Below are 23,475 nucleotides of genomic sequence, written 5' to 3'. Positions count from 1 at the left end.
ATGCGGGATCTTGTTGCCGAAGGTGCGGGATCCTCCAGTTTGGTCAGCGACTCACGAGTAACGGTGCACGTAATGCGACAGGAAAGCAGCGCTGGGTTTGGATGCTTCTCATGATGTGGTCACCCTCCGAAGAACGGTGTGACCTTGTGTACGAGTCCGTACAGGCTGTACGCCCCCGCTCCGTCCGTCGTTCCGTGCGTGCAGGACAATGGGACCGCCAGGGCCGACACCACATACAGAACCGGGACTGATCACGACATGGGACGAGTCACGGAGCGACGCAAGGTGATCCGGGTCCGGGACGGTCACGTCTCGGAACGGCCCGACACCCTCGTCGCCGAGGAGCCCCTGGAGATCCGGCTGAACGGCAAGCCGCTCGCCATCACCATGCGCACACCGGGCGACGACTTCGCGCTCGCGGCGGGGTTCCTGGTGAGCGAGGGCGTGCTCGGCTCGGCGGACGACCTGCGGTCGATCGTCTACTGCGCCGGGGCGCGGGAGGACGGGTCCAACACGTACAACGTCGTCGACGTGCGGACCGCCGAGGGCGTCGTCCTCCCCGACATCACGCTCGAACGCAACGTCTACACCACCTCGTCCTGCGGGCTGTGCGGCAAGGCGAGCCTGGACGCGGTCCGCACCACGGCGCGCTTCCCGATCGCCGACGCTCCCCCGGTCCGGCTCGGCACCGATCTGCTCGCGAGCCTGCCCGACCGGCTGCGCGCGTCGCAGCGCGTCTTCGACAGGACCGGGGGCCTGCACGCGGCGGCGCTCTTCGACGAGGCGGGCGAACTCCTCGACGTGCGCGAGGACGTGGGGCGGCACAACGCGGTCGACAAGCTGGTCGGCCGCGCCCTCCAGAGCGGCGACCTGCCGCTGTCCCGCGCCGTCCTGCTCGTCTCCGGCCGCGCCTCCTTCGAGCTGGCCCAGAAGGCGGTGATGGCGGGCGTCCCGGTCCTCGCCGCGGTCTCCGCGCCGTCGTCGCTCGCCGTCGACCTGGCCGCCGAGACGGGGCTCACCCTGATCGGTTTCCTGCGGGGCTCCTCCATGAACGTGTACGCGGGCGAGCACCGCGTCGCCCTGCGGGCCGCGGCCACCCAGGGCTGACCGGGGCCGCCCCGATGGCGCGGACCCGATGCCGCGGCCTCACTCTTCCGGCGCCTCGACCCCGGAGATCCGGCCCAGCATCCGGAGGAACTGCTCCCGCTCGTCGGCCGAAAGAGGCGCGAGGAGTTCGGCGTTGGCGCGTTCGGCGGCCTCCGCGCACCGCCGCACGGTGCGTCGGCCGCGCGCGGTGATCGTGATCGCGTTCTTGCGGCGGTCCCGGGGGTCGGGCGCGCGCTCGACGAGCCCGTCGGCCTGGAGGTCGTTCAACACGCCGACCATGTCCTTCGGGTCGAGCGAGACGCTGCGGCCCAGCTCGGCCTGGGCGACCGGGCCGTGGTCGGCGACGGCGGACAACACCACGTGGTGCCACATCTTCAACCCCTCACGGGCCAGCGCGTCGGCGACCAGGCCGCGGCCGCGGGCGGCCGCGCGGCCGAGCAGCCAGCTGGGGAGCGTGCGGATGGTGCTGGGGGCGGGCGGGGTCGTGGCCATGGGAGAAGCGTAACCGCGAATCGTTGGACTTCCCAATGAAACTGTGATTACCGTTGGGCCCACCAACGATTTCTCTCTCTTGGAGGTGTTGCCGATGCGTCGCGTCCGGTACGAGCACGGCGGCGGTCCCGAAGTCCTGTTTCTGGAGGACGCCCCCGTCCCCGACCCCGGCCCCGGCGAGCTCCTCGTGCGCGTCGAGGCGGTCGGCGTGACCCTCCCCGTCGTACGCAAGGTCGGCGAGGGCCGGGACCCGATCCCCCTCGGCGGCGAAGTCGCCGGGGAGATCGTCGCGCTCGGCGAGGGCGTCACGGGCCACGCGCCGGGCGACCGCGTCACGGGACTCGTCTTCGGGCACGGATACGCCGACTACGCCCTGCTGCACACCCCGATGGCCTCACCCGTCCCCGACGGCGCAAGCGCCGTCGACGCGGTCGCGCTGGTCCGCTCCGGTCTCGTCGCGTACGGGGCGCTCGAAGCGGCCCGCGCCGCGCCCGGCGAGTCCGCGCTCGTCACCGCCGCGGCGAGCGGGGTCGGACATCTCGCTCTGCAGCTGGCCGGGTTGCGGGGCGCGTCGCGTGTCGTGGCGGCCGTGTCCGACCCCCGCAAGGCGGACTTCGTGCGCGGACTCGGCGCCGACGAGGTCATCACGTACGACCGCGACGACTGGGGCGAACCCGTCGACTACGTACTGGACGCGGTCGGCGGCGGCCTCCTGACACCCGCCGTCAAGTCACTCGCCCCGCACGGGCGATTGGTGGCCTACAGCTCGGGCGGCGGGACCGTGGCGGCGTACGACCTGCTGGTCGGCGCCAAGTCCGTCATCGGGTTCCAGCTGGGGCTGATCGCGCGCGGCCGGCCGGAGCTGTACGAGAAGTGGCGGCGGGAGCTGTGGGAGCTGCACGCGGCGGGCCGGCTGCGGGTCGCCGTGCACGCGGAGTTCGCACTGGAGGAGGCGGCGCGGGCGCACGAGGTGATCGAGGCGCGGGCCAACCGGGGGAAGGTCGTGCTGATCCCCTGACGCACGCTTCTTGTGGGGTGTCGGAGCCCGCAAGTAGCGTCTGTCCGCGTACGTTGGACGTGGGATGTCCGGATGTCCGGTCGCCAGTTCGACTGCTGCGCGGGCACTCCGCATTACTCCCGCACCGTCACCGCACCGCCATCGCCATCGCCATCGCCATGAGTCGCCGTCGCCATGAAAGGCGGACCGCACCATGTCATCAACTCTCCCCGCACGCCATGCACGCCTCAGATCGCTCCGTGCCGTCACCGCCGCCGTGACCGCGGTGGCCGTGGGCGCCCTGCTGCCCGCGCCCGCCGCGGGAGCGGCACAGTCGCCGCCGTTCGAGCAGCAGGTGCTGTTCAAGGCGGACCGGGACCCGGGGTACGCCTGCTTCCGCATCCCGGCCGTGGTGCGGACGACCAAGGGAACGCTGCTCGCCTTCGCGGAGGGCCGGGTCAACGACTGCGGTGACGCGGGCGACATAGACCTGGTGCTCAAGCGGTCGCACGACGGCGGGCGCACCTGGGGCCCGCTCCAGGTCGTCAACGAGGGCGCGGGTGACACGCACGGCAATCCGGCGCCGGTCGTGGACCGCGAGAGCGGCCGGATCCTGCTGGCGGAGACGTACAACACCGGGCGTACGGACGGCAAGAACTGCGACGTGCCGTGCGACCGTACCCCGCACCTGCAGTACAGCGACGACGACGGCCGCAGCTGGTCGGCGCCGCGCGACCTGAGCGACCAGATCCTGCCGGAGCACTGGAACTCCTGGTACGCGACCGGACCCGTGCACGGGCTCCAGCTGACCCGCGGCCGGCACGCGGGGCGGCTCGTCTTCACCGCCAACACCGAGACGTGGGACGGCGGCCGGGTCACCGCCAACCACGCCGCGCTGATCGTCAGCGACGACGGCGGTGACCACTGGAAGATCGGCGCGACGGACTCGTACCCGATACCGGCCGCGGGCACGTTCCGGCAGAAGCCGTCCGAGATGACCGTCACCGAACGGCCCGACGGGGCGATCCACGTCAGCGGCCGCGAACAGGACGGCACGGACCTGGGCCACCGCACCCAGACGGTCAGCCGGGACGGCGGCGACTCCTTCGCCGCGCCCTTCCGCGCGATCCCCGACCTGTACACGCCCCAAGTGCAGGGTTCCACGCTCCAGTTCGGCAATCGGATGCTGCTCGCCTGCCCCGGTGACCCGGACCGCCGCCGCACGATGCAGATCCGCTCCTCGTACGACGGCGGCCGCACCTGGGACAGCGTCGACCGGGGCACCACGGTGACCACGGACTGGTCCGGCTACTCCGACATGGTGCGGGCCGACGGGACGCATGTGGGCCTCATGTACGAGGGCGGCGCGGTGGACGCGCGCGACGAGATCCGCTTCGCCCGCTTCACCGAGGACTGGCTGAAGCCGCGCCGTGGCGCGGATCCGACCACCCGCGACCACGCGCCGGGCGCCCGGCCCGCCGCGGTGCTCGGCGGGGCGGACACCACCCCCGGCCGCTTCGGCGGCGCGATCGCCTTCGACGGCACGGACGACGCCGTACGGCTCCCGTACCGGAACCGACTGCCGCTGGGCACCGGGGACTTCACGGCCTCGCTCTGGTTCCGCTACTCCGCGACGGCCGGTGAGCAGCCGCTGCTGTGGATGGGCGGCATCGGCACCAACCAGCCGCAGGTGTGGCTGCGCGGCGAGCCCGCGAGCGACCGCGTCACCGGCCTGATCACCACGCGGGACGGCGCCGCGCCCCCGAAGTCGGCGTTCGTGCGCACGACGGGCGCGTACAACGACGGCCAGTGGCACCACATCGCGCTGCGCCGCGGCGCCGGCCGCCTGACACTCTTCGTCGACGGCACGCAGGTCACCGCCGCCGACGTGCCCGGCTCGGTCAGCCGCAACTCGCCCTTCGGCGTGCACATCGGCCAACGCATGGACAGCCGCGCCCACTTCACCGGCGCCATCGACGACGTGGGGGTGTACGGGAGGGCGTTGAGCGACGGCGAAGTGGACGCCCTGCGCACCGGTGGTGCTCCTGTGACACGGGACACCGTCGTGCGGCTCCCCATGGACCGGGTGCGCGGCAGCAACTAACGTCCCCGGCGTGTCCGCCCGTGAACGTCCCGCGACGGGGCCGCGCAGCGTCTGGCTCGTCCTGCTGCTGGCCCTGGTCTGCGCGGCCGTGCTGCTCATCGCCCTCCCGGAAGACGACCGGGAGGGCGATGCGGCATGCGGGCCCCGCACCGTCTCCTCCTGGGCCGCCGACGACGGGGTCACCGGGGAGTTCGCGCGCTACGGCGACGACATGACGCGCACCGACGACTGGACCGGCGGCGACGGCAGCCACTCGGTGCGGCTGCCGGACGGGCGCGTGCTGTGGCTGTTCTCCGACACCTTCCTCGGCCGGGTACACCCGCCCCCGAACCAGGCGGGCCAGCCGCACACCTGGCGCGACCCGAACACCCCCATGGTCCGCAACTCGGCCGTGGTGATGTCCCGTTCCGGCACCCTGCAGCGCACCCTCGCCGCGCCGCTCTTCCCTGACCCGGCGCCCCAGCAGTGGCGCTGGCCGGTGGCGGCCCGCGTGGAGCCCCGCTCCCCCGGCTCGGACGAGCGGGTCGTGCGGGTCCTGCTGTGGAACCGCATGGCGAGCCAGGGGCCCTGGATCTACGGCGTGCCCGTCGCCACGGAGGTCGCCACGCTCTCGCTGCCCGACCTGCGCGTCGAGGGCATCACCAAGGTCTCGGACCAGCAGTCGGTCGCCGATCCCGGGAAGCGGGTCCTGTACGGCGCGGCGACGGTCGACGAGGACGGCTGGACGTACGTCTTCGGCGGCACCGACGCGCAGGCGACCTCGCGGCCCTCCTCGGACGCCCATGTCGCGCGCGTCCCGCACGGCAGCCTCGCCGACGGCTCCGCCTGGGAGTACTGGGACGGCGAGGCGTGGGGGCACGACGTCACGCCGCGGCGCGTGCTCGGGGACGGGAAGCGGAAGGGGGTGGGCAGCGCGTTCACGGTGGTCCGGGAGGACGGGACGTACGTCCTGTTCACCATGGCGGCGGGCACCGAGGGCCTGACCACCGTCACCTCGTACTGGTCCTGCTCCCCCACCGGCCCCTGGCACGGCCCCGCCAAGGCCTTCGAGGCCCCCCTGCCCGAGGACAGCGCCGTCCGCCAGGAGACCGCCGCCTACAACCCGCAGGCGCATCCGGCGCTCGGCGACGACGGCCGCCTCGTGCTCAGCTACGACGTCAACTGGCTGGACGCGACGCCCGCGAACGCGCAGGCGAACGTCACCCGGAACGTGTCGCTGTACCGGCCGCGGTTCGTTTCCCTGCGGCTCGCGGCGGCTCGCTGACGAACTCCTCGGGGTCCCGCGAGCGGCGCTTGGCGATGACCGCGCAGACCATCAGCTGCATCTGGTGGAAGAGCATCAGCGGCAGCACGGCGAGCGAGGCGTCCGCGCCGAACAGGACGCTGGCCATGGGCAACCCGGCCGCCAGGGACTTCTTCGACCCGGCGAACTGGATCGCGACGCGGTCGGCCCTGCCGAACCCGAGCCGCTTCGCCCCGTACCAGGTCAGCGTCAGCATGACGGCGAGCAGCACCGCCTCCACGCCGAGCAGCGCGAGCAGCCGCAGCGGGTGTACCTGGCCCCAGATGCCCTGCACCATGCCCTGGCTGAACGCGGTGTAGACGACGAGCAGGATCGAGCCGCGGTCGACGTATCCGAGGATCTTCTTGTGGCGGGCTATGAAGCCGCCCACCCACCGGCGCAGGAGCTGGCCGGCGAGGAACGGCACGAGCAGCTGCAGCACGATCTTGAGGAGCGAGTCCGCCGAGAAGCCGCCGCCGCTGTCGCCGAGCAGGGCGGCCGCGAGCAGCGGGGTGAGCACGATGCCGGCCAACGAGGAGAAGGAGCCGGCGCAGATCGCCGCGGGGACGTTGCCGCGGGCCATCGACGTGAAGGCGATGGACGACTGGATCGTCGAGGGCACCAGGGTGAGGAAGAGGAAGCCGCTGAAGAGCGCGGGCGTCAGGACGTACGGGACGAGTCCCTTCGCGGCGAGCCCGAACAGCGGGAAGACGACGAACGTGCAGGCCAGGACCGTGACGTGGAGCCGCCAGTGCTTGAGTCCGTCGAGCGCCTCGCGGGTGGAGAGCCGGGCCCCGTAGAGGAAGAAGAGCAGCGCGACGGCCCCGGTGGAGGCGCCGGACGCGACATCGGCCGCGGTGTCGCGGGCGGGCAGCAGGGCCGCGAGGCCCACGGTCGCGAGCAACGCCACGATGTACGGGTCGACCGGCATCCAGGACGGCCACTTCAGGCGTTTCACGGTGCTCCATGCTCTCGGTGTCGGGGGTGTACCGGGGAGCCGGTACGGGCCCTCTCCATGATCCTCCCGACGGGGGTGATCGGGAATCCCGTACACCGCTCTGACTGCCATCACGTTCCGCGATGGCCGGGGCTAGGCTGGCGAGCATGTACGACCCCTCACAGCTCCGCACCTTCCTCGCGGTCGCCCAGACGCTGAGCTTCACGCGGGCCGCCCGCAGGCTGAACCTGCGCCAGTCCACCGTCAGCCAGCACGTGCGCCGCCTGGAGGACGCCACCGGGCGGCAGCTGTTCACGCGCGACACCCACAGCGTGGAGCTGACCGAGGACGGCGAGGCCATGCTCGGCTTCGCCCGCCGAATCCTTGCGGCGCACGAACAGGCGGCGGCGTTCTTCGCGGGCAAGCGCCTCGGGGGGCGGCTGCGGTTCGGGGCGTCCGAGGACTTCGTCCTGACGCGGCTCACCGACATCCTGGAGACCTTCCGGCACGACCACCCCGACGTCGACCTGGAGCTCACCGTCGAGCTGTCCGGCACGCTCCACAAGCGTCTCGACGCGGGCAAGCTCGACCTGGTGCTCGCCAAGCGGCGCCCGGAGGACCCGCGCGGCGAGCTGGTGTGGCAGGACGACCTGGTCTGGATCGGCGCCGAACGGCTCCGCCTCGACCCCGAACGGCCGGTGCCGCTCATCGTCTATCCGCCGCCCGGCATCACCCGCGCCCTCGCCTTCGAGGCGCTGGAGCAGCGGGGCCGCGCCTGGCGGGTGGCCTGCACGAGCGGCAGCCTCAGCGGCCTTGTGGCGGCGGCCCGCGCGGGTCTCGGCGTGATGGCCCACTCGCGGGGCCTGATCCCGCCGGGCCTGGTCCGCGTCCCCGACCGGGCGGGCCTGCCGGAGCTCGGCTCGGTCGACTTCGTGCTGCTGCACGGCGAGCGGCGCGCGCCGGCCCAGGACGCGGCGGACGCCCTGGCGGCGGCGATCCTGGCGGGCGGGGACCGGCTCCACCGGGGCGGGCACTGACGCCGTCCGCGGCCTGCGTCAGCGCAGCGGTCGCGGATACGTCAGCTCCTTGAAGCGGCGCAGATAGGGCGCCGATTCGACGTGCCGCACCCCGTCGAGCGAACCGAGGCTGCCGCTGAGATAGGCGTAGAGCTCGTCGGTGTCGCGGGTCACGACGGTCGCCATCAGGTTGGCCGACCCGGTGATGGCGGAGACGTGGGCGATCTCGGGGTGCCCGGCCATCGCCCGGCCCACCCGGTCGAGCGCGCCCGGGGCGACGGTGACCCAGAGCATCGCGGCGGTGGTGAAGCCGAAGCGCGCGGTGTCGTACTCGGTGTCGATGTAGAGCGCGCCCGAGCCGAGCAGCGCGGCGACGCGGCGCTTGACGGCGGACTCTGAGCGGCCGGTGAGCCGCCGCAGTTCGGGGTAGGTGACGCGGCCGTCGGCCTTCAGAGCGGCTACCAGCGGCTCGTCGTCGGGGGTGATGCGGGCGGGGCCCGGCACGGCCGGCGGCCCGGCGGGACCGAGCGCGGCGACCTGCTCGTCGGAGAGCGGGCGGTGCTTGCCGATCCAGCCGGTGCGGCCGCCGTAGAAGCGGTGCATCAGCTGGTGTGCGGTGATCTCGACGAGCTTGCGGGTGCGCAGGAGCTTGCCGAAGAGCAGATCGTCGTAGTCGGCCGGGGTGCGCGGCAGCGACAGGCACACCACTTCGGTGCCGGCCGAGGTGAGGTGGACCCATGCCGTGTCGGGGCGGCGGGCCAGTGCGGCCGCGATGACCTCGGCCCCGTCGGGCGTGCAGCGCAGGCGCAGCATCCACTCGTCGTGGCCGAGCCGCCGGGTGTCACGGACACCGACGACGCGCAGGCCCGCCTCGGCGCGCAGGCGGCGGAAGCGGCGGGCGACGGTCTGGTCGGAGACGCCGAGGACGCCCGCGATGCGGCTGAAGGGGGCTCTGCCGTCGACTTCCAGGGCGTGCAGCAGCTGGAGGTCCAGGTCGTCGAAGACGTCGGATTCCATCGCTGTAGAGCTCCTGTATGTCGGATCAGTGCGTCGGACAGGCCTCTGGCACCGGCTTCGTTCGCCGTCGGCTCATCGTACGAGGACGTCCGCAGGCGTCGGGCGACGAGTCGGAGGGACAAGGAAATGCGCACATGGGGGCCGCTCACGGCGGTGTCTCTGGGAACGTTCATGCTCTTGCTGGACGTGACGATCGTGATCGTGGCTCTGCCCGACATGGCGCGGGCGCTGGACGCCTCGCTGAGCGATCTGCAGTGGGTGATCGACGGCTACGCGCTCGCGCTGGCCGCGCTGCTGCTCGGCGTCGGCGCCGCGGCCGACGTGTTCGGCAGGCGGCGGCTCAACGTCGTCGGCACCGCGCTGTTCGCGGTGGCCTCGCTGGGCTGCGGGCTCGCCTCGGACGCGGGCCTGCTGGTGGCGGCGCGCGCCGTGCAGGGGCTTGGCGCCGCCGCGATGCTCGCGACGACGCTGCCGCTGCTCGGCGCCGCCTATCAAGGGCGCGACCGGTCGGCCGCGCTCGGCGTGTGGGGCGCGGTGAGCGGCGCGTCGGCCGCGCTCGGTCCGATCGTGGGCGGGCTGCTCACGGAGGGGCCCGGCTGGCGCTGGATCTTTTTCGTGAACCTGCCGGTCAGCGTGGCGTCGATCTGGCTGACGCTGCGGGTCGTGCCGGAGTCGAAGGGGCCCGCGGGGCGCCGGGTCGACTGGGCGGGCACAGCGGCGTTCGCGAGCTTCGCGGGCGCGGGGACGTACGGGGTGCTGCGCGGCGGGGCGGACGGCTGGGCCTCGGCGGCCGCCGGAACGTCCTTCGCGGTCTCGGCGCTGGCGCTGCTCTGCTTCGTCCTCGTCGAGCGGCGCGTCGCGCAGCCGCTCCTCGACCTGCGGCTGCTGCGCAAGCCCGCCTTCACCGGGGTACTGATCGGTGCCATCGGCTACAACGGTGCCGCCTTCGGCGTCGTCCCCTACCTCTCCATCTGGCTGCAGACCGTGCTCGGCATGAGTCCGGTGCGCGGCAGTCTGGTGCTGCTGCCGCTCGCCGGGACCTCGTTCGTGGTGGCGCTGGTCGCCGGGCGGCTGCTGCACGGGGTGGCGCCGCGCCTGGTCATCGGAGTGGGGCTGCTGCTGATCGGGGCGGGAGGGCTGTGCCTGGCGGTGCTCGACGCCGGGTCGTCGTGGGGCGCGCTCGCGCCGGGGCTCACGCTCACGGGCGTCGGCGCCGGACTGGTCGCGCCGGGCCTCGCGGGAGCGGCGCTCGCCGCGGTGCCGCCCGCCAACGCCGGGATGGCAGGCGGCGCGGTCAACACCTTCCGCCAGCTCGGATACGCGGTCGGGGTCGCCCTGTTCGGGACGGTGCTCACCGCGCGCATGCAGGACGCACTCGGCCGCGAGGCGGCGCACACCGTCGCGGGCGGCGGCGCCCCGGCGCTGAACGGCACGGTGCCGGAGCACGCCGTGCGCGCGGCCTTCGCGTCGGGCCTCAACGGGGCTTCGCTGGCGGCGGGGGTGGCGGGTCTGGTCGCGGGTGTCCTGGTGCTGGTGATGGTGCGGGCGCCGGGGGGCCGGGCGCCGTCCGTGGCAGCGGCCGCACAGTCGGGAGAGGAGGCGCTGACGGCGCGACGCTGACGGTACTTCACAGGCGGTACGTCACAGGCGGTGCGCCGTCTCGGACCCGCCACCGGGGCTGTCCACGTAGTGGGCACCTTGGTGGCGGGTCTTGCGCGTGGTCCGGCGACACGGCAGGTCAGAGCGGTGCGCCCGCAGCGTCAGGTGGCGCAATGCTGCCGCAACACCACCGCGGCCACCACGCCGGTACGTTCCCTGCCAACCCGCAGGACCCGCTGCCCGCCCTTCCCCCTCCGCCCCCCTTTTTCTTTCTCCTGGAGGCAGTCATGCCTGTTGTCCCGCAGCGCGCCGACGTGCCCGTGACCATCGACGAGTCCCGCTGTATCGACGGCTGCACCCTCTGCGTCGACATGTGCCCGCTCGACTCGCTCGCGATCCGCGAGGACAACGGCAAGGCCTACATGCACGTCGACGAGTGCTGGTACTGCGGCCCGTGCGCGGCCCGGTGCCCCACCGGTGCGGTGACCGTCAACATGCCCTATCTGCTCAGGTGAAAGGCCCGACTTCCATGACTCGCACGACAGGCAGGCTCTCCCTCGCCGTGGCCCTCCTGGTGCCCCTGGCCACGGCGTGCGGCGGCGCGGCCGGGGCCGAGGACTCCGACACCGTGACGGTGACCGTCGGCTACCAGTCGAAGACCATCAACACCGTCACAGCCGGCACGCTGCTGCGCTCCCTCGGCTACTTCGAGGAGGAGCTCGCGGCGCGCGGCAAGAAGGACGGCAAGACCTACAAGGTGAAGTGGCAGGACTACGCCACGGGTGCTCCGATCACCGCCCAGATGACCACGGGAAAGATCGACATCGGGTCGATGGGCGACTTCCCGCTACTGATCAACGCGGCACGCGGCAAGCAGCTGCGGCAGCCCACGAGGCTCGTCTCCGTCACCGGGTACAACCTGCGCGGCGCCCTCAACACCGTGGTCACCAAGCCGGGTTCGGGCCTGCGGTCACTGGCCGACCTGCGGGGCAAGAAGGTCTCCACCAGCATCGGTTCGGCCGCCGACGGCACCCTGATCCGCGCCCTGGAGAAGGCCGGCATCGATCCGGAGAACGGCGTACGCAAACTCAACCAGCAGCCCAGCGTGGGGGCTTCCGCCCTGACCGCAGGCAGCGTCGACGCGCTGTCCCAGTTCGTCGCCTGGCCGGGCCAGTTGGCGTACGAGGGCAAGGCGCAGGCGCTCTACGACGGGGCCGACCTGAACCTGCCGACCTTCCACGGAGTCACCGTACGAGAGGAGTTCGCCGAGGAACGCGCCGGAGTCCTCGACGACTTCCTCACCGCGCAGCGGCGGGCCACCGACCACCTGCGCGAGCGGCCGGTCGCCGCCGCCGAGTCCGTGGCCGAGGAGACCGGGCTGCCCGCCGAGGCGGTCTACCTCTACAACGGCGCCCACGGCATCGCCACCTTCGACCCGGCGCTGCGCCCGGAGTTGATCGCCGCGCTGAAGAAGGACGTGCCGATCCTCAAGGACGCCGGGCTCGTGGGTGACGTCGACGTGGACGCCTTCGTCGACCCGGAGCCGCTGCGGCGGGCCGGGCACGCCCCCGCCCGTCCCTCGGCGGGCGCGGCCAGGTCCGAGCTGTGGCTGAAGGGCCGCGACACCACCCGCACCTTCGACAGCCCGAAGGCCCTCCTCAAGGCCACCGGGGCCGCGCGGAAGGCCGGCGTGCGGGCCGCGTACGTGCCGGACGCGCTGACCGGCACCCGCTGGTTCGCCGACCGGGCGGTGTGGGTCGCCGACGGCTCCGACCTGCGGGCCTTCGTCACCCCGAGCCACGCGAGGACGTACGTGGACGAGCACGCGGGCGCCCGCGTCGTCAGCTATACGGACGCCCTGGAGCTGGCGTCATGAGCGTCACCCGCCGACTGGTCCGGGTCGCCTCGCTCGCCGCGGCGCTCGGCCTCTGGCAGCTCCTGACCACCCTGGACGTCGAACTGTGGCTGCGGTTCGGCCAGTTCCCCACGGTCGGCGAGGTGGCGGCTACCTTCGGCGACCGGCTCGGCACCGCCCCGTACTGGCAGGACCTCCTCCACAGCCTGCGCCGCATCGTGATCGGTTTCCTGCTCGCCGCGGTCCTCGGGGTGGCGGCGGGCACGGCCGTCGCGCGGTCGCGGTGGGCCGCCGACCTGCTCGGGCCGCTGGTGGAGGTGGCCCGCCCGGTCCCGGCGATCGCACTGGTCCCGGTGGCGATCCTGCTCCTGCCCACCAACGAACAGGGCATCGTCTTCATCACCTTCACCGCCGCGTTCTTCCCGGTCCTGGTGTCGACCCGGCACGCGGTGCGCGCGCTCGCCCCGGTGTGGGAGGAGGCCGTGCTCACCATGGGCGGCGGCCGGCTGCGGGTGCTGTTCTCCGTGGTGCTGCCCGGCGCGCTGCCCGGCATCTTCGGCGGCCTGTCCGTGGGCATCGGTGTCGGGTGGATCTGTGTGATCTCCGCGGAGATGATCTCCGGCGAGTACGGGGTCGGCTACCGCACCTGGCAGGACTACACGGTCGTCGACTACCCGGGGGTCTTCGTCGGCATGGCCACCATCGGCGCCCTCGGCTGGCTCACCTCGACGGCGGTGGAGTTCCTCGGCCGCCGCGCCACCGCCTGGCTGCCCCGCCCGCCCGAACGGGTCCCGGCGCGTGCGGCACGCCGCGCCCGCCGCGCCGCTCCCCCGGCCGCCGCCGTCCCGTCCCCCGGCTCGGGCCCCGCCCCCGCCCTCGACAAGGAGCCCGTCGCATGAGTCGCGTGAACAACCCCGTGGAGTCTGCGGTTGCCCCCGCCCGGCAGGGCGCCGAACTCGTCCTCGACGACGTACGGCTCGGCCACCGCGAGGGCAGGCCGCTGCCCGGCACCGTGCGGCTGCGGATCGCGCCGGGCGAGCTCGTCGCCGTGCTCGGCCCGTCCGGCTGCGGCAAGTCCACGCTCCTCCGCACCCTCGCCGGGCTGCTGCCGCCGCTGGGCGGGCGCGTCACGCAGGACGGCGTGCCCGTCGTCGGGCCCGCCGCCGACCGGGCGCTGGTCTTCCAGGAGGACGCCCTGCTGCCGTGGCGCGGCGTCCGCGCCAACGTCGAACTCCCCCTCGCCATCCGCGGGGTGGCACGGGCCGAGCGGCGGCGGACCGCCGACGACTGGCTGGAGCGGGTGGGTCTGGCCGGGCACGCCCGCAAGCTGCCGCGTCAGCTCTCCGGAGGACAGCGGCAGCGCGTGCAGCTGGCCCGCGCCCTGGCCGCACGGCCCCGCGCCGTCCTCATGGACGAGCCGTTCGGCGCGCTCGACCCGCACACCCGCGCAGGGATGCAGGACCTGCTCGTGGAGATCCTGCGCGGCACCGGCGCGACCGTCGTCTTCGTCACCCACGACGTGGACGAGGCGCTCCACCTCGGCGACCGGATCGCCCTGCTCTCCTCCGGCGAGGTCCTGGACGTGCCGCACCCCCGGCGGCGGGACGCACGCGACGCGCCCGGCACCGCCGAGCTCCGCCGCCGCGTCCTGACGTCCCTGTGACCCCTCGTACCCACCCCTCCCGACGTACTCCCGTGAAAGGCCCGTCCGTGGACACCCCTCTGCCCATCCCCGCCCTCTCCGAGGCGACCGAACTCTCCTGCGACGTCCTCGTCATCGGCGGCGGCACCGCGGGCACCATGGCCGCCCTGACCGCCGCCGAGCGCGGCGCCGACGTACTGCTCCTGGAGAAGGCGCACGTGCGGCACTCCGGCGCGCTCGCCATGGGCATGGACGGCGTCAACAACGCGGTCGTCCCTGGCCGGGCCGAACCGGACGACTACGTCGCGGAGATCACCCGCGCCAACGACGGCATCGTCGACCAGTCCACGGTCCGCCAGACCGCCACCCGCGGCTTCGCGATGGTCCAGCGCCTGGAGTCGTACGGAGTGAAGTTCGAGAAGGACGAGCACGGCGAGTACGCGGTCCGGCAAGTGCACCGCTCCGGCTCGTACGTGCTGCCGATGCCGGAGGGCAAGGACGTCAAGAAGGTCCTCTACCGGCAGCTGCGGCGCCGCGAGATGCGGGAGCGGATCCGCATCGAGAACCGGGTGATGCCGGTGCGCGTGCTCACGGTGGAGGGGCGTGCGGTGGGCGCGGCGGGGTTCGACACCCGCACCGGCGGGTTCGTCACCGTGCGGGCGGGCGCGGTCATCCTCGCCACCGGGGCATGCGGGCGCCTCGGACTGCCCGCGTCCGGCTACCTGTACGGGACGTACGAGAACCCGACGAACGCGGGCGACGGTCACGCGATGGCGTACCACGCGGGAGCCGCGCTCACCGGGATCGAATGCTTCCAGGTCAACCCGCTCATCAAGGACTACAACGGCCCGGCGTGCGCGTACGTCGCCAACCCCTTCGGCGGCTACCAGGTGAACCGGCACGGCGAACGGTTCGTGGAGTCGGACTACTGGTCGGGGCAGATGATGGCGGAGTTCGCGGCCGAACTCGCCTCCGACCGGGCGCCGGTGTACCTGAAGCTCAGCCATCTGCCGGAGGAGACCATCAGCACCGTCGAGTCGATCCTGCACACGACGGAACGGCCCACGCGCGCCACGTTCCACGAGGGCCGCGGCCACGACTACCGCACGCACGACGTCGAGATGCACATCTCGGAGATCGGACTGTGCGGCGGGCACTCGGCGTCCGGGGTGCGGGTGGACGCGCACGCCCGCACCACCGTGCCGCGCCTGTACGCGGCCGGGGACCTGGCCTGCGTCCCGCACAACTACATGATCGGGGCGTTCGTCTTCGGCGACCTGGCCGGGGAGGACGCTTCCCAATACCGGGCGTACGAGGGCGAGTTGCCCGGCGACCAGCTGTCGGCCGCGCACGAGCTCGTGTACCGGCCGCTGCGTCATCCCGACGGGCCGCCGCAGCCGCAGGTCGAGTACAAGCTGCGCCGCTTCGTGAACGACTACGTGGCGCCTCCGAAGACCGGCGCGAAACTGTCCCTGGCCGTCGAGGCGTTCGAGCGGATGACGGGAGAGATCGCGGAGATGGGGGCGCGCACCGCCCATGAGCTGATGCGGTGCGCGGAGGTGTCGTTCATCCGGGACTGCGCGGAGATGGCCGCGCGCTCCTCGCTGGCCAGGACCGAGTCCCGATGGGGCCTGTACCACGAGCGCCTCGACCATCCGGAGCGGGACGACGCGGGGTGGCTGCACCATCTCGACCTGTACAAGTCCCCTTCGGGGGCCATGGAGTTCCGGGCCCGGCCTGTCGAGCCGTACGTGGTGCCCGTGCCGGAGTTCGAGCCGGTGGGCGGGGCGGAGCGGGTGCTGGGAGAGGTGGCTCTGGTGCCGGTGGCGACGGCGGGCCCACGGAACGCGGCGCCGGCCGCGCGCCCAGCACCATCCGCCGACCGCACGACACCCGACGACGCAGCACCCCTGCCCCTCTCCACCGGAGCCCCGGCGGCGAGCCCGGCCCTCCTCCGCCTCCTCGCCCTCGCCGAGGAGTCCCCCGACCTGGACGCCCTCTCCCCCTACCTCTCCGATCCCGATCCCTCAGTGCGGGCGGCGGCCGTCGCCGCCCTCGCCGAGACGGCGCCCGCGGGCACGGGCCCCGCGCTGGCCGCGGCGCTGCGCGACCCCGACCCCCACGTGCGGGAGGCATCGGCGGGTGCGCTGCGCGAACTGGTCGAAGTACTGCCCCCGGAAGCGGAATTGGCGTCCGGACTGCGGGCGGCACTCCGGGTCACGGACCCGGCGGTACGGCGTGCCGCGCTGGACGTCCTGCGGGCGCTGCGGCTCGGGGACGCCCCGTCGTACGCCGCCGCGCTGGCCGACACCGACATCGACGTCCGTATCCACGCCGTCCGGGCGCTGGTCTCGGTGGACGCGCCCGCCGAGCTGGCGTCCGCCGCGGACGACCCGGCCCGCGAGGTGAGGGTCGCGGTGGCCCGTGGTCTCGCGGCGGTGCGCGCCCCTTCGCCGTCGCCGCTCGCACCGCTGCTCAACGACCCCGACGCGCTGGTGCGGGCGGCCGCCCTGACGGCGCTGTCGGTCACGGGCTGCCCGCCCCCGTATGCCGGACGTGCCGTGGCCGCGCTCGGCGACCCCGCGTGGCAGGTCAGGGCCGGCGCCGCGACAGCCCTGCGCGCGGCGCCGTCCGACGAGGCGGTCCCCGCCCTGGCCAAGGCGGCAACCGACTCCGAGGCGGACGTCCGCAAGGCCGCCGTCCTGGCCCTCCTCGCCCACACCACTGCCCCCGAGGCCCGCGCGGCCCTCACCGACGCGACCACGGACCCGGACGCGGACATCCGCGCGTACGCGGCGCGGGCCACGCACTGACGTCACCCGCGACCACGAGGGCCGGCCCACCCCGCGGTCGTACGACGACAAGCGATCCCGCGCCCACCCCGCCCCCTGCCCCGGAGGCCGACCCACCCCGCGGGCCCCCCGGGCAGCACCCCGCGCGCTACCCCGCCGGACGCCGCTCCAAGCCGCGGCTCACCTCTTCGGGCAGTGGGCCGAGGTGCAGGAGGCCGCCCACCGTTGCCGTCGTCAGGGCGTGCCAGGCGGATGCGGCGCGCAGCATCGCGTGGTCGCTGCCGGGCATCGTCACCAGGGTCGCGTCCGCTCCCGCCGCTGCCGCCCGCGCCACGTACTCCCGGGACTCGGCGGGGTCGGTCGTCCGGTCCCGGTCGCCGTGCAGCAGCACCACGCCGCGGCCTCGCAGGTGGCCGACCGGCTCTCCCGGCGGGCACCAGGGGGCCAGGCCCACCACGGCGCGGACCGAGGGGTGGTCCGCCGCGCGCAGGGCGGCGCGGGCGCCCATGGAGTGGCCGACGAGGACGACCGGCGCGTCCCCGATGCGCGGAGCCAGTGCGTCGAGCGCGCGGCGGGCGTCGTGGGCGGCGTCCTCGCGCTCGCCGTTCCAGCCCCGGCAGCGGTAGCGGACCTCTCCCACCACGATGCCCCGCGCCCCGAAGGCTCTTCTGATGGCGCGGGCGAAGGGCCGCATGCGCAGGCTCGGCAGGTTCCAGGCAGGGGGCGTCGACGTACCGTGCTCCCGGCCTCCGTGCAGGAGGAGGACGGCCGCCCGAGGGGGCGCGGAGACCCGGGGGAAGACCAGGGGGGAGCGGGGCGGGTCGGCGGATATGGACACGGAGGCTCCTTCGGCGTCACGGCCGCTCCCTCGGCATCGCGGCGGCTCGTTCGGCGTCGCGGCGGCTCGTTCAGTACGCAGCACAACGGCGGTCGGCCTGTACGAGTTCCCCATCGGCTCGGCGGCCGGCCCCGGGGCGCGGCGGTCGGAGGTGGGGTTCCGGCGACCACACTCGGCATGCCGCGTACAGATTCGGTGGAGATTACGCCACCGAAACTTACTCCAACGTAAGTAAGTTGTCCCGCCCTTCCCCTTGTGGCCGCATTTCCACCGGCTGACCTGTGCCGATGGTCCGTACCGACCGCGTTTGCACCCCCTCCCGAAGGCGCGCGGCGTGGGGTACGGTCACGGCGCTGTGCGGAGCGCCACAAGGAGCATCATTGCGCGAGTTCTCGAATCCTCCGATGGCGTCGGCGCCGCTCGTCGGCGGCCTTGCCGACGCCGTGTTCGACCATGCCGCCGAGGACCCGCTGCGCATCGCCTTCGGCCGCAAGAGCGACGGGCGCTGGTCCGACGTCACCGCGGCGGAGTTCCGCGACGAGGTGCTCGCCCTCGCCAAGGGGCTGATCGCGCAGGGCGTGCGGTTCGGCGACCGCGTGGCCATCATGTCCCGCACCCGGTACGAGTGGACGCTCTTCGACTTCGCGCTGTGGACGATCGGCGCCCAGGTCGTGCCGGTCTACCCGACGTCCTCGGCCGACCAGGTCTTCTGGATGCTGCACGACGCGCAGGTGTCGGCCGCGATGGTCGAGCACGAGGACCACGCGATGACGATCGGCTCGGTCGTCGACCGGCTGCCGCAGCTGCGCCGGCTGTGGCAGCTGGACGCCGACGCGGTCGGCGAGCTGACCGGCGCGGGCCGTGACATCGACGACGAGGTGGTGCACCGCCACCGCCGCGCGGTCACGCCCGACTCGATCGCCACGATCATCTACACGTCCGGCACGACGGGCCGCCCCAAAGGCTGTCTGATCTCGCACGCGAACTTTATGTTCGAGGCGGACGTGATGGTGGCGCGCTGGGAGCCGGTGTTCCACTCCAGGCGCGGCGACGAGGCGACGACGCTGCTCTTCCTGCCGCTGGCGCACGTCTTCGGCCGCATGGTGCAGGTCGCCGCGGTGCGCGGCCGGGTCAAGATGGGGCACCAGCCGAACCTCAACGCGGCGGCGCTGCTGCCCGACCTTGCCGCGTTCCGGCCCTCGTTCATCCTGGCCGTGCCGTACATCTTCGAGAAGGTCTTCAACGCGGCGCGGCGCAAGGCGGAGAAGGACGGCAGGGCGGGCCCGTTCGACAAGGCCGTCGAGTGCGCGGTGCGGTACGCCGACGCGCTGGAGGCCAAGGCCTTCGGGACGGGTCCCGGGCCCTCGGCGGGGCTGCGCATGCAGCACCAGCTCTTCGACAAGCTCGTCTACTCCAAGGTGCGCGAGGCGATGGGCGGCCGCGTGCGGCACGCGATGTCCGGCGGCTCCGGGATGGACCGCCGGCTCGGCCTGTTCTTCGCGGGCGCGGGCGTGACGATCTACGAGGGGTACGGCCTGACGGAGTCGACGGCCGCCGCGACGGCCAACCCGCCCGAGCGCACCCGCTACGGCACGGTCGGCCAGGCCATCCCCGGCACGACGGTGCACATCGCGGAGGACGGCGAGGTCTGGCTGCGCGGCGGCAACGTCTTCCAGGGCTACCTCAACAACCCCAAGGCCACCGACGCGACCCTGCACGACGGCTGGCTGGCCACCGGTGACCTGGGCGCGCTCGACGAGGACGGGTACCTGACGATCACCGGGCGCAAGAAGGAGATCCTGGTGACGTCCGGCGGCAAGAGCGTGTCGCCGGCCCAGCTGGAGGAGCGGGTGCGCGACCATCCGCTGGTCGCCCAGTGCGTCGTCGTCGGCAACGACCGCCCCTACATCGCGGCGCTCGTCACGCTGGACTCCGAGGCCGTGGAGCACTGGCTGACGATGCGCCGCAAGCCGACGCTGCCGCCGGGCGAGCTGGTGCGCGACCCGGATCTGGAGACCGAGGTGCGGCGGGCCGTCGTCGCCGCCAACACCCTTGTCTCGCAGGCCGAATCGATCCGGACGTTCCGCATACTGGCGCACCAGTTCACCGAGGAGCACGGCCTCCTGACGCCGTCGCTGAAGCTGAAGCGGAAGGCGATCGAGACGGTGTACTCGGCGGAGGTCGAGGCGCTGTACCGCAGCTAGTTATTGACGGTTCGTCAGGTCCCGCACACAATCAGCCCCACTTCGACTTCAGGGGGCTCGACCGTGTCGCGATCGATCCGCACCATCACCGCCGCCGTTGCGGCCCTGCTGCTCGCCACGTCCTGCAACTCCGCCTCCGACAGCGGCGGTTCCGGGGAGCCGGGCGGCGGCTCCGCGCGCGGAGTGACCGCCGACTCCATCAAGGTCGGCGGCATCGTCTCCATGACGACCGCCAGCGGATACAGCAAGAAGGACACCGATCTCGGCGCGAAGGCCCGCTTCGACCGCGCCAACGCCGAGGGCGGCGTGCACGGCCGGAAGATCGACTACCTGGGTGCGGAGGACGACGGGCAGGACCCCGGCAAGAACCTCGCGGCGGCCCGCAAACTGGTGCAGCGGGACAAGGTGTTCGCGATCTCCCCGATGAGCTCGGTCACGTTCTCCGGAGCGGACTTCCTGCAGAAACAGAAGGTGCCCACCTTCGGCTGGGGCACCATCCCGCCCTTCTGCGGGCCGACTTACATGTACGGCTTCGGCGGCTGCATGGTGCCGATGCCCGGCGGCACGATCACGCAGAGCTGGCCGGAGGGCCTCAAGAAGGTGATGGGCGGGGCGAAGGGCAAGTCGGTGGCGATCCTCGCCAACGACAACGACGCGGGCACGTTCGCCATCCGCACCTACAAGCAGAGCTTCGCCGCCGCCGGGTACGAGGTGACGTACGCCAAGCCGACGGTGCCCGCGACCTCCGTGCCGAGCGACTGGTCGGCGTACACGAAGGAGATCCTGCGCTCGGACGGCGGCAAGGCACCGGACGCGGTGGTCTCCGTCATGCAGACCCCGTACAACATCGGCCTGTTCACGGCCGTGAAGCGCGCGGGCTTCAAGGGCGTCATCACCGACCCCACCGACTACGACCCGGGCCTGCTCGCCAAGAGCGCGACGCGCAAGGCCCTGGACGGCGTGCACATCCTCCTCTCCTTCCAGCCGTTCGAGCAGGAGAGCGCGGACATGAGGCGGTTCAAGGCGGACATCAGGAAGGCGGCGGGCAAGGACGTGCCGCTCAACATGCACATGATGACCGGCTACATGTCCGCCGACCTCTTCCTCGCCATCGCAGGGAAGGCGGGCAAGGACCTCACCGTCGCCTCCTTCCAGAAGGCCGCGGACGGCTACTCGGACACCGGCACCATGGTCGGCGACCGGCGGCTGCCCAGGGGGCAGAAGGAGGCGTTCGGCTGTGGCGCCCTCGTGCAGCTCAAGGGCGGGAAGTACGCCGTGTCGTCGCCCTTCAAGTGCTACGAACCGATCCCCTTCAAGTAGCGGCGGGCCGCCATGTCGGACCTGCTGGGATTCGTGCTGAGCGGCCTTGTCTCCGGGGCCCTGTACGCCCTCCTCGCCACGGGCCTCGTCCTCTCCTACTCGGCGTCGGGCCTCTTCAACTTCGCGCACGGCGCCACCGCCTACCTGTGTGCCCTCGCCTTCTACGAACTGCACTCCGGCTTCGGTCTGCCCGCCGTACCGACGGCGCTGCTGCTGGTCGTCGTGGTCGCCCCGGCGCTCGGCTGGGGCCTCGACCGGCTGATGTTCCGCAAGCTGGCGCGGGTCGGCGAGACCGCGCAGATCGTCGCGACGATCGGCCTGCTCGTCGCGCTGCCCGCGCTCGGTCTGTGGACCGTCGAGCTCCTGACGGACGCGGGGGCCTCCGTCAAACCGGCCGAGAATCAGTTCGGGCTGCCGGGCGTCGGGCCGAGCCCCGCCAAGAGCTGGCAGCTCATGGACGGTGTCGGCATCGACTCCGACCAGCTGATCACCTGGCTGGCCACGGCGGTGGTCGCCGTCGGCCTGTGGATCCTCATGCGCCACACCCCGCTCGGCCTCCGGCTGCGGGCCGCCGTCGACAACCGCTCGCTCGTGGAGCTGCGCGGCATGAGCGCGGACCGGCTCTCGTCGGTGGCGTGGATGCTGTCGTCCGGCCTCGCGGGCCTCGCAGGAGTGCTCGCGACGCCCCTGCTCGGGCTCTCCGCCCACGACTTCACCCTGTTCCTCTTCGTGTCGGCGACGGCCGCCGTCCTCGGCCGCTTCATGTCGATCCCGCTGGCGTTCGCGGGCGGCCTCGGGCTCGGGGTGCTGCAGAATCTCGTCGCGGGGTACGCCGACTTCGCCGAGAACATCACCGGTTTCCGTACGGCCGTGCCCTTCCTGATCCTCTTCGCCGGGCTGCTCCTGCTCACGCGGCGGCAGCGGACGGCGGGCACGGCGGCGGTGGACGCGCCGCCCGTCGACTATCTCGCCGGCCTGTCGTGGGCCCGCAGATGGGGCCCGTGGGCGGTGGCGGCCGCACTCCTCGCCACCGCGTTCTACACGATCACGACCCCGTTCTGGAGCGGCATCCTCGCCCAGGGGCTCGCGATCTCCCTGGTCTTCATCTCCTTCACCGTGGTGACGGGGCTCGGCGCGATGGTGTCCCTCGCACAGGCCACCTTCGTCACCGGGGCCGCGCTGGTCGCCGGGCTCCTGATGAGCCACGGCTGGCCGTTCTTCGCGGCGGCGCTGGCCGGGACGTGCGCGGCGGCGGGCCTCGGCGCGCTCGTGGCGCTGCCCGCGCTGCGGCTCGGCGGGCGCTCGCTGGCCCTCGCGACCCTCGCGCTCGCCTTCCTCGCCGACCAAGTCCTGTTCCAGATGGGCTGGTTGCGCAACGGCGACACGGGCTGGGAGATCCCCCGCCCGGTCCTCGGTCCCGTCGATCTCTCGGACGACCGGGCGATGGGCGTCGCGATGGTCGTCCTCGTCACGGCTGCCGTCGCCGCGCTCGGCGCGCTGCGGAACTCGCCGTCGGGCCGGGCCATGCTGGCCGTGCGGTCCGCCCCCGCGGCGGCGATGGCGTCCGGCATCTCCGTGGTCCGCACGAAGCTGCTCCTGTTCACCCTCTCGGCAGGCCTCGCCGGGTTCGGCGGAGTGATGTACGCGTCCTTCAACACCCGCATCACCGCCACCGACTTCACCGCGATGACGGGCCTGATCTGGCTGGCGGTGGTGGTCGCGGCGGGCGTCCGGAGGCCGCAGTTCGCCGTGGTGGCGGGCCTGGTCTTCGCGATCGTGCCGCACCTGGTGTCGGACTACGTGACGGAGTCCGTACACCTGCCGGTAATCCTCTTCGGCCTCGCGGGCCTGGCACTGGCCAACGATCCGGACGGATATTGCGCGGCGGTGTCGGTACGGAGGCATCGGCGACGGGCGGGTTCGGCTACTCCGGCGGGCGGGGGGCGGGCCCCTTGGTGGAGCCGTCGGGAGGCGGAGCGGCAGGAGGCGCACGACCGGGACGGGGACGGGGCGACGGTGCCGTCGGGGCCGCATCAGCAGCGGGTGGGTTCGGGTCCGCCCGCGCCCGAGGAACAAGACCCGGAGCGAAGCCCTCGCGCGGCGGAACCGCAGAAGGCGCACGATCGGGATGGGAACGGGGCCACGATGCCGGCGGGGCCACACCGGCAGCGGGCGGATTCGGGTCCGCCCGCGCCCGAGGAACAAGACCCGGAGCGAAGCCCTCGCGCGGCGGAACCGCAGAAGGCGCACGATCGGGATGGGAACGGGGCCAC

The 23,475-nt window shown here is 73.0% G+C and carries 18 protein-coding genes; 14 read left to right on the top strand and 4 right to left on the bottom strand.

Features of this window, described 5'->3' with window-relative positions:
- Positions 1-258: 258 nt before the first annotated feature.
- Positions 259-1,107: a formate dehydrogenase accessory sulfurtransferase FdhD gene (gene fdhD / locus ACI2L3_RS20945; protein ID WP_404753858.1), complete on the top strand. Its 849-nt coding sequence runs from the start codon at positions 259-261 to the stop codon at positions 1,105-1,107.
- Positions 1,108-1,146: 39 nt separating this feature from the next.
- On the opposite strand, the gene ACI2L3_RS20940 is transcribed toward fdhD, so the two are convergent.
- Complete coding sequence (locus ACI2L3_RS20940) at positions 1,147-1,599, bottom strand: MarR family winged helix-turn-helix transcriptional regulator (protein WP_404753857.1); 453 nt, start codon at positions 1,597-1,599, stop codon at positions 1,147-1,149.
- 94 nt (positions 1,600-1,693) lie between these two features.
- Here ACI2L3_RS20940 and ACI2L3_RS20935 point away from each other — a divergent pair, with 94 nt between their 5' ends.
- From ACI2L3_RS20935 to ACI2L3_RS20925, 3 genes are all read left to right on the top strand, one after another.
- Positions 1,694-2,617, top strand: coding sequence for a zinc-binding alcohol dehydrogenase family protein (locus tag ACI2L3_RS20935; RefSeq protein WP_404753856.1), 924 nt, complete (start codon positions 1,694-1,696; stop codon positions 2,615-2,617).
- 193 nt (positions 2,618-2,810) lie between these two features.
- The gene (locus ACI2L3_RS20930; RefSeq protein WP_404753855.1) at positions 2,811-4,700 is read left to right on the top strand and encodes an exo-alpha-sialidase; all 1,890 of its coding nucleotides are present in this window, start codon (positions 2,811-2,813) and stop codon (positions 4,698-4,700) included.
- Positions 4,701-4,710: 10 nt separating this feature from the next.
- Entirely contained in the window at positions 4,711-5,964 is a 1,254-nt protein-coding gene (locus ACI2L3_RS20925; protein WP_404753854.1) for a DUF4185 domain-containing protein, read from the top strand.
- Here the strand turns inward: ACI2L3_RS20925 and ACI2L3_RS20920 are convergent.
- Complete coding sequence (locus tag ACI2L3_RS20920; RefSeq protein ID WP_404754039.1) at positions 5,900-6,913, bottom strand: bile acid:sodium symporter family protein; 1,014 nt, start codon at positions 6,911-6,913, stop codon at positions 5,900-5,902. The two genes, ACI2L3_RS20925 and ACI2L3_RS20920, sit on opposite strands and share 65 nt — an antisense overlap.
- Before the next feature lie 173 nt (positions 6,914-7,086).
- On the opposite strand from ACI2L3_RS20920, the gene ACI2L3_RS20915 reads away from it, so the two are divergent.
- Complete coding sequence (locus tag ACI2L3_RS20915) at positions 7,087-7,956, top strand: LysR substrate-binding domain-containing protein (RefSeq protein WP_404753853.1); 870 nt, start codon at positions 7,087-7,089, stop codon at positions 7,954-7,956.
- An 18-nt stretch (positions 7,957-7,974) separates the two neighbouring features.
- Here the strand turns inward: ACI2L3_RS20915 and ACI2L3_RS20910 are convergent, their stop codons facing one another.
- The gene (locus tag ACI2L3_RS20910) at positions 7,975-8,952 is read right to left on the bottom strand and encodes an Lrp/AsnC family transcriptional regulator (RefSeq protein WP_404753852.1); all 978 of its coding nucleotides are present in this window, start codon (positions 8,950-8,952) and stop codon (positions 7,975-7,977) included.
- A gap of 126 nt (positions 8,953-9,078) precedes the next feature.
- Here ACI2L3_RS20910 and ACI2L3_RS20905 point away from each other — a divergent pair, with 126 nt between their 5' ends.
- The 6 genes from ACI2L3_RS20905 to ACI2L3_RS20880 all read left to right on the top strand — a co-directional run bounded on the left by ACI2L3_RS20905 (position 9,079) and on the right by ACI2L3_RS20880 (position 16,861).
- Positions 9,079-10,572 (top strand): MFS transporter, encoded by a 1,494-nt coding sequence (locus tag ACI2L3_RS20905; protein ID WP_404753851.1) that lies wholly within the window; start codon positions 9,079-9,081, stop codon positions 10,570-10,572.
- A gap of 266 nt (positions 10,573-10,838) precedes the next feature.
- Positions 10,839-11,066: a ferredoxin family protein gene (locus ACI2L3_RS20900; protein WP_055563275.1), complete on the top strand. Its 228-nt coding sequence runs from the start codon at positions 10,839-10,841 to the stop codon at positions 11,064-11,066.
- A gap of 14 nt (positions 11,067-11,080) precedes the next feature.
- Positions 11,081-12,427, top strand: coding sequence for an ABC transporter substrate-binding protein (locus tag ACI2L3_RS20895; protein WP_404753850.1), 1,347 nt, complete (start codon positions 11,081-11,083; stop codon positions 12,425-12,427).
- A complete protein-coding gene (locus ACI2L3_RS20890) occupies positions 12,424-13,305 on the top strand; it encodes an ABC transporter permease (protein WP_404753849.1) in 882 nt (293 codons plus the stop codon). The genes ACI2L3_RS20895 and ACI2L3_RS20890 overlap by 4 nt, the downstream gene beginning before the upstream one ends.
- Positions 13,302-14,069, top strand: a complete 768-nt coding sequence (locus tag ACI2L3_RS20885; RefSeq protein WP_404753848.1) for an ABC transporter ATP-binding protein — start codon at positions 13,302-13,304, stop codon at positions 14,067-14,069. Before ACI2L3_RS20890 ends, ACI2L3_RS20885 begins: the two co-directional genes overlap by 4 nt.
- A 47-nt stretch (positions 14,070-14,116) precedes the next feature.
- Positions 14,117-16,861, top strand: coding sequence for a fumarate reductase/succinate dehydrogenase flavoprotein subunit (locus ACI2L3_RS20880; protein WP_404753847.1), 2,745 nt, complete (start codon positions 14,117-14,119; stop codon positions 16,859-16,861).
- Positions 16,862-16,988: 127 nt separating this feature from the next.
- Here ACI2L3_RS20880 and ACI2L3_RS20875 read toward each other — a convergent pair whose 3' ends face one another.
- On the bottom strand, positions 16,989-17,678 hold the full coding sequence (locus tag ACI2L3_RS20875; RefSeq protein WP_404753846.1) for an alpha/beta fold hydrolase: 690 nt from the start codon (positions 17,676-17,678) through the stop codon (positions 16,989-16,991).
- A gap of 404 nt (positions 17,679-18,082) precedes the next feature.
- On the opposite strand from ACI2L3_RS20875, the gene ACI2L3_RS20870 reads away from it, so the two are divergent.
- From ACI2L3_RS20870 to ACI2L3_RS20860, 3 genes are all read left to right on the top strand, one after another.
- A complete protein-coding gene (locus ACI2L3_RS20870) occupies positions 18,083-19,882 on the top strand; it encodes an AMP-dependent synthetase/ligase (protein ID WP_404753845.1) in 1,800 nt (599 codons plus the stop codon).
- Between the two features lie 63 nt (positions 19,883-19,945).
- On the top strand, positions 19,946-21,202 hold the full coding sequence (locus ACI2L3_RS20865) for an ABC transporter substrate-binding protein (RefSeq protein WP_404753844.1): 1,257 nt from the start codon (positions 19,946-19,948) through the stop codon (positions 21,200-21,202).
- A 12-nt stretch (positions 21,203-21,214) separates the two neighbouring features.
- On the top strand, positions 21,215-23,475 hold a 2,261-nt coding region (locus ACI2L3_RS20860), incomplete at its 3' end, for a branched-chain amino acid ABC transporter permease/ATP-binding protein (protein WP_404753843.1).

It is taken from the genome of Streptomyces sp. NPDC029674 (assembly GCF_044903205.1).
In the GTDB taxonomy this organism is placed as follows: domain Bacteria; phylum Actinomycetota; class Actinomycetes; order Streptomycetales; family Streptomycetaceae; genus Streptomyces.
The sequence above is the reverse complement of the archived record's forward strand: the minus strand, read 5'-3'. Positions and strand labels throughout refer to the sequence as shown.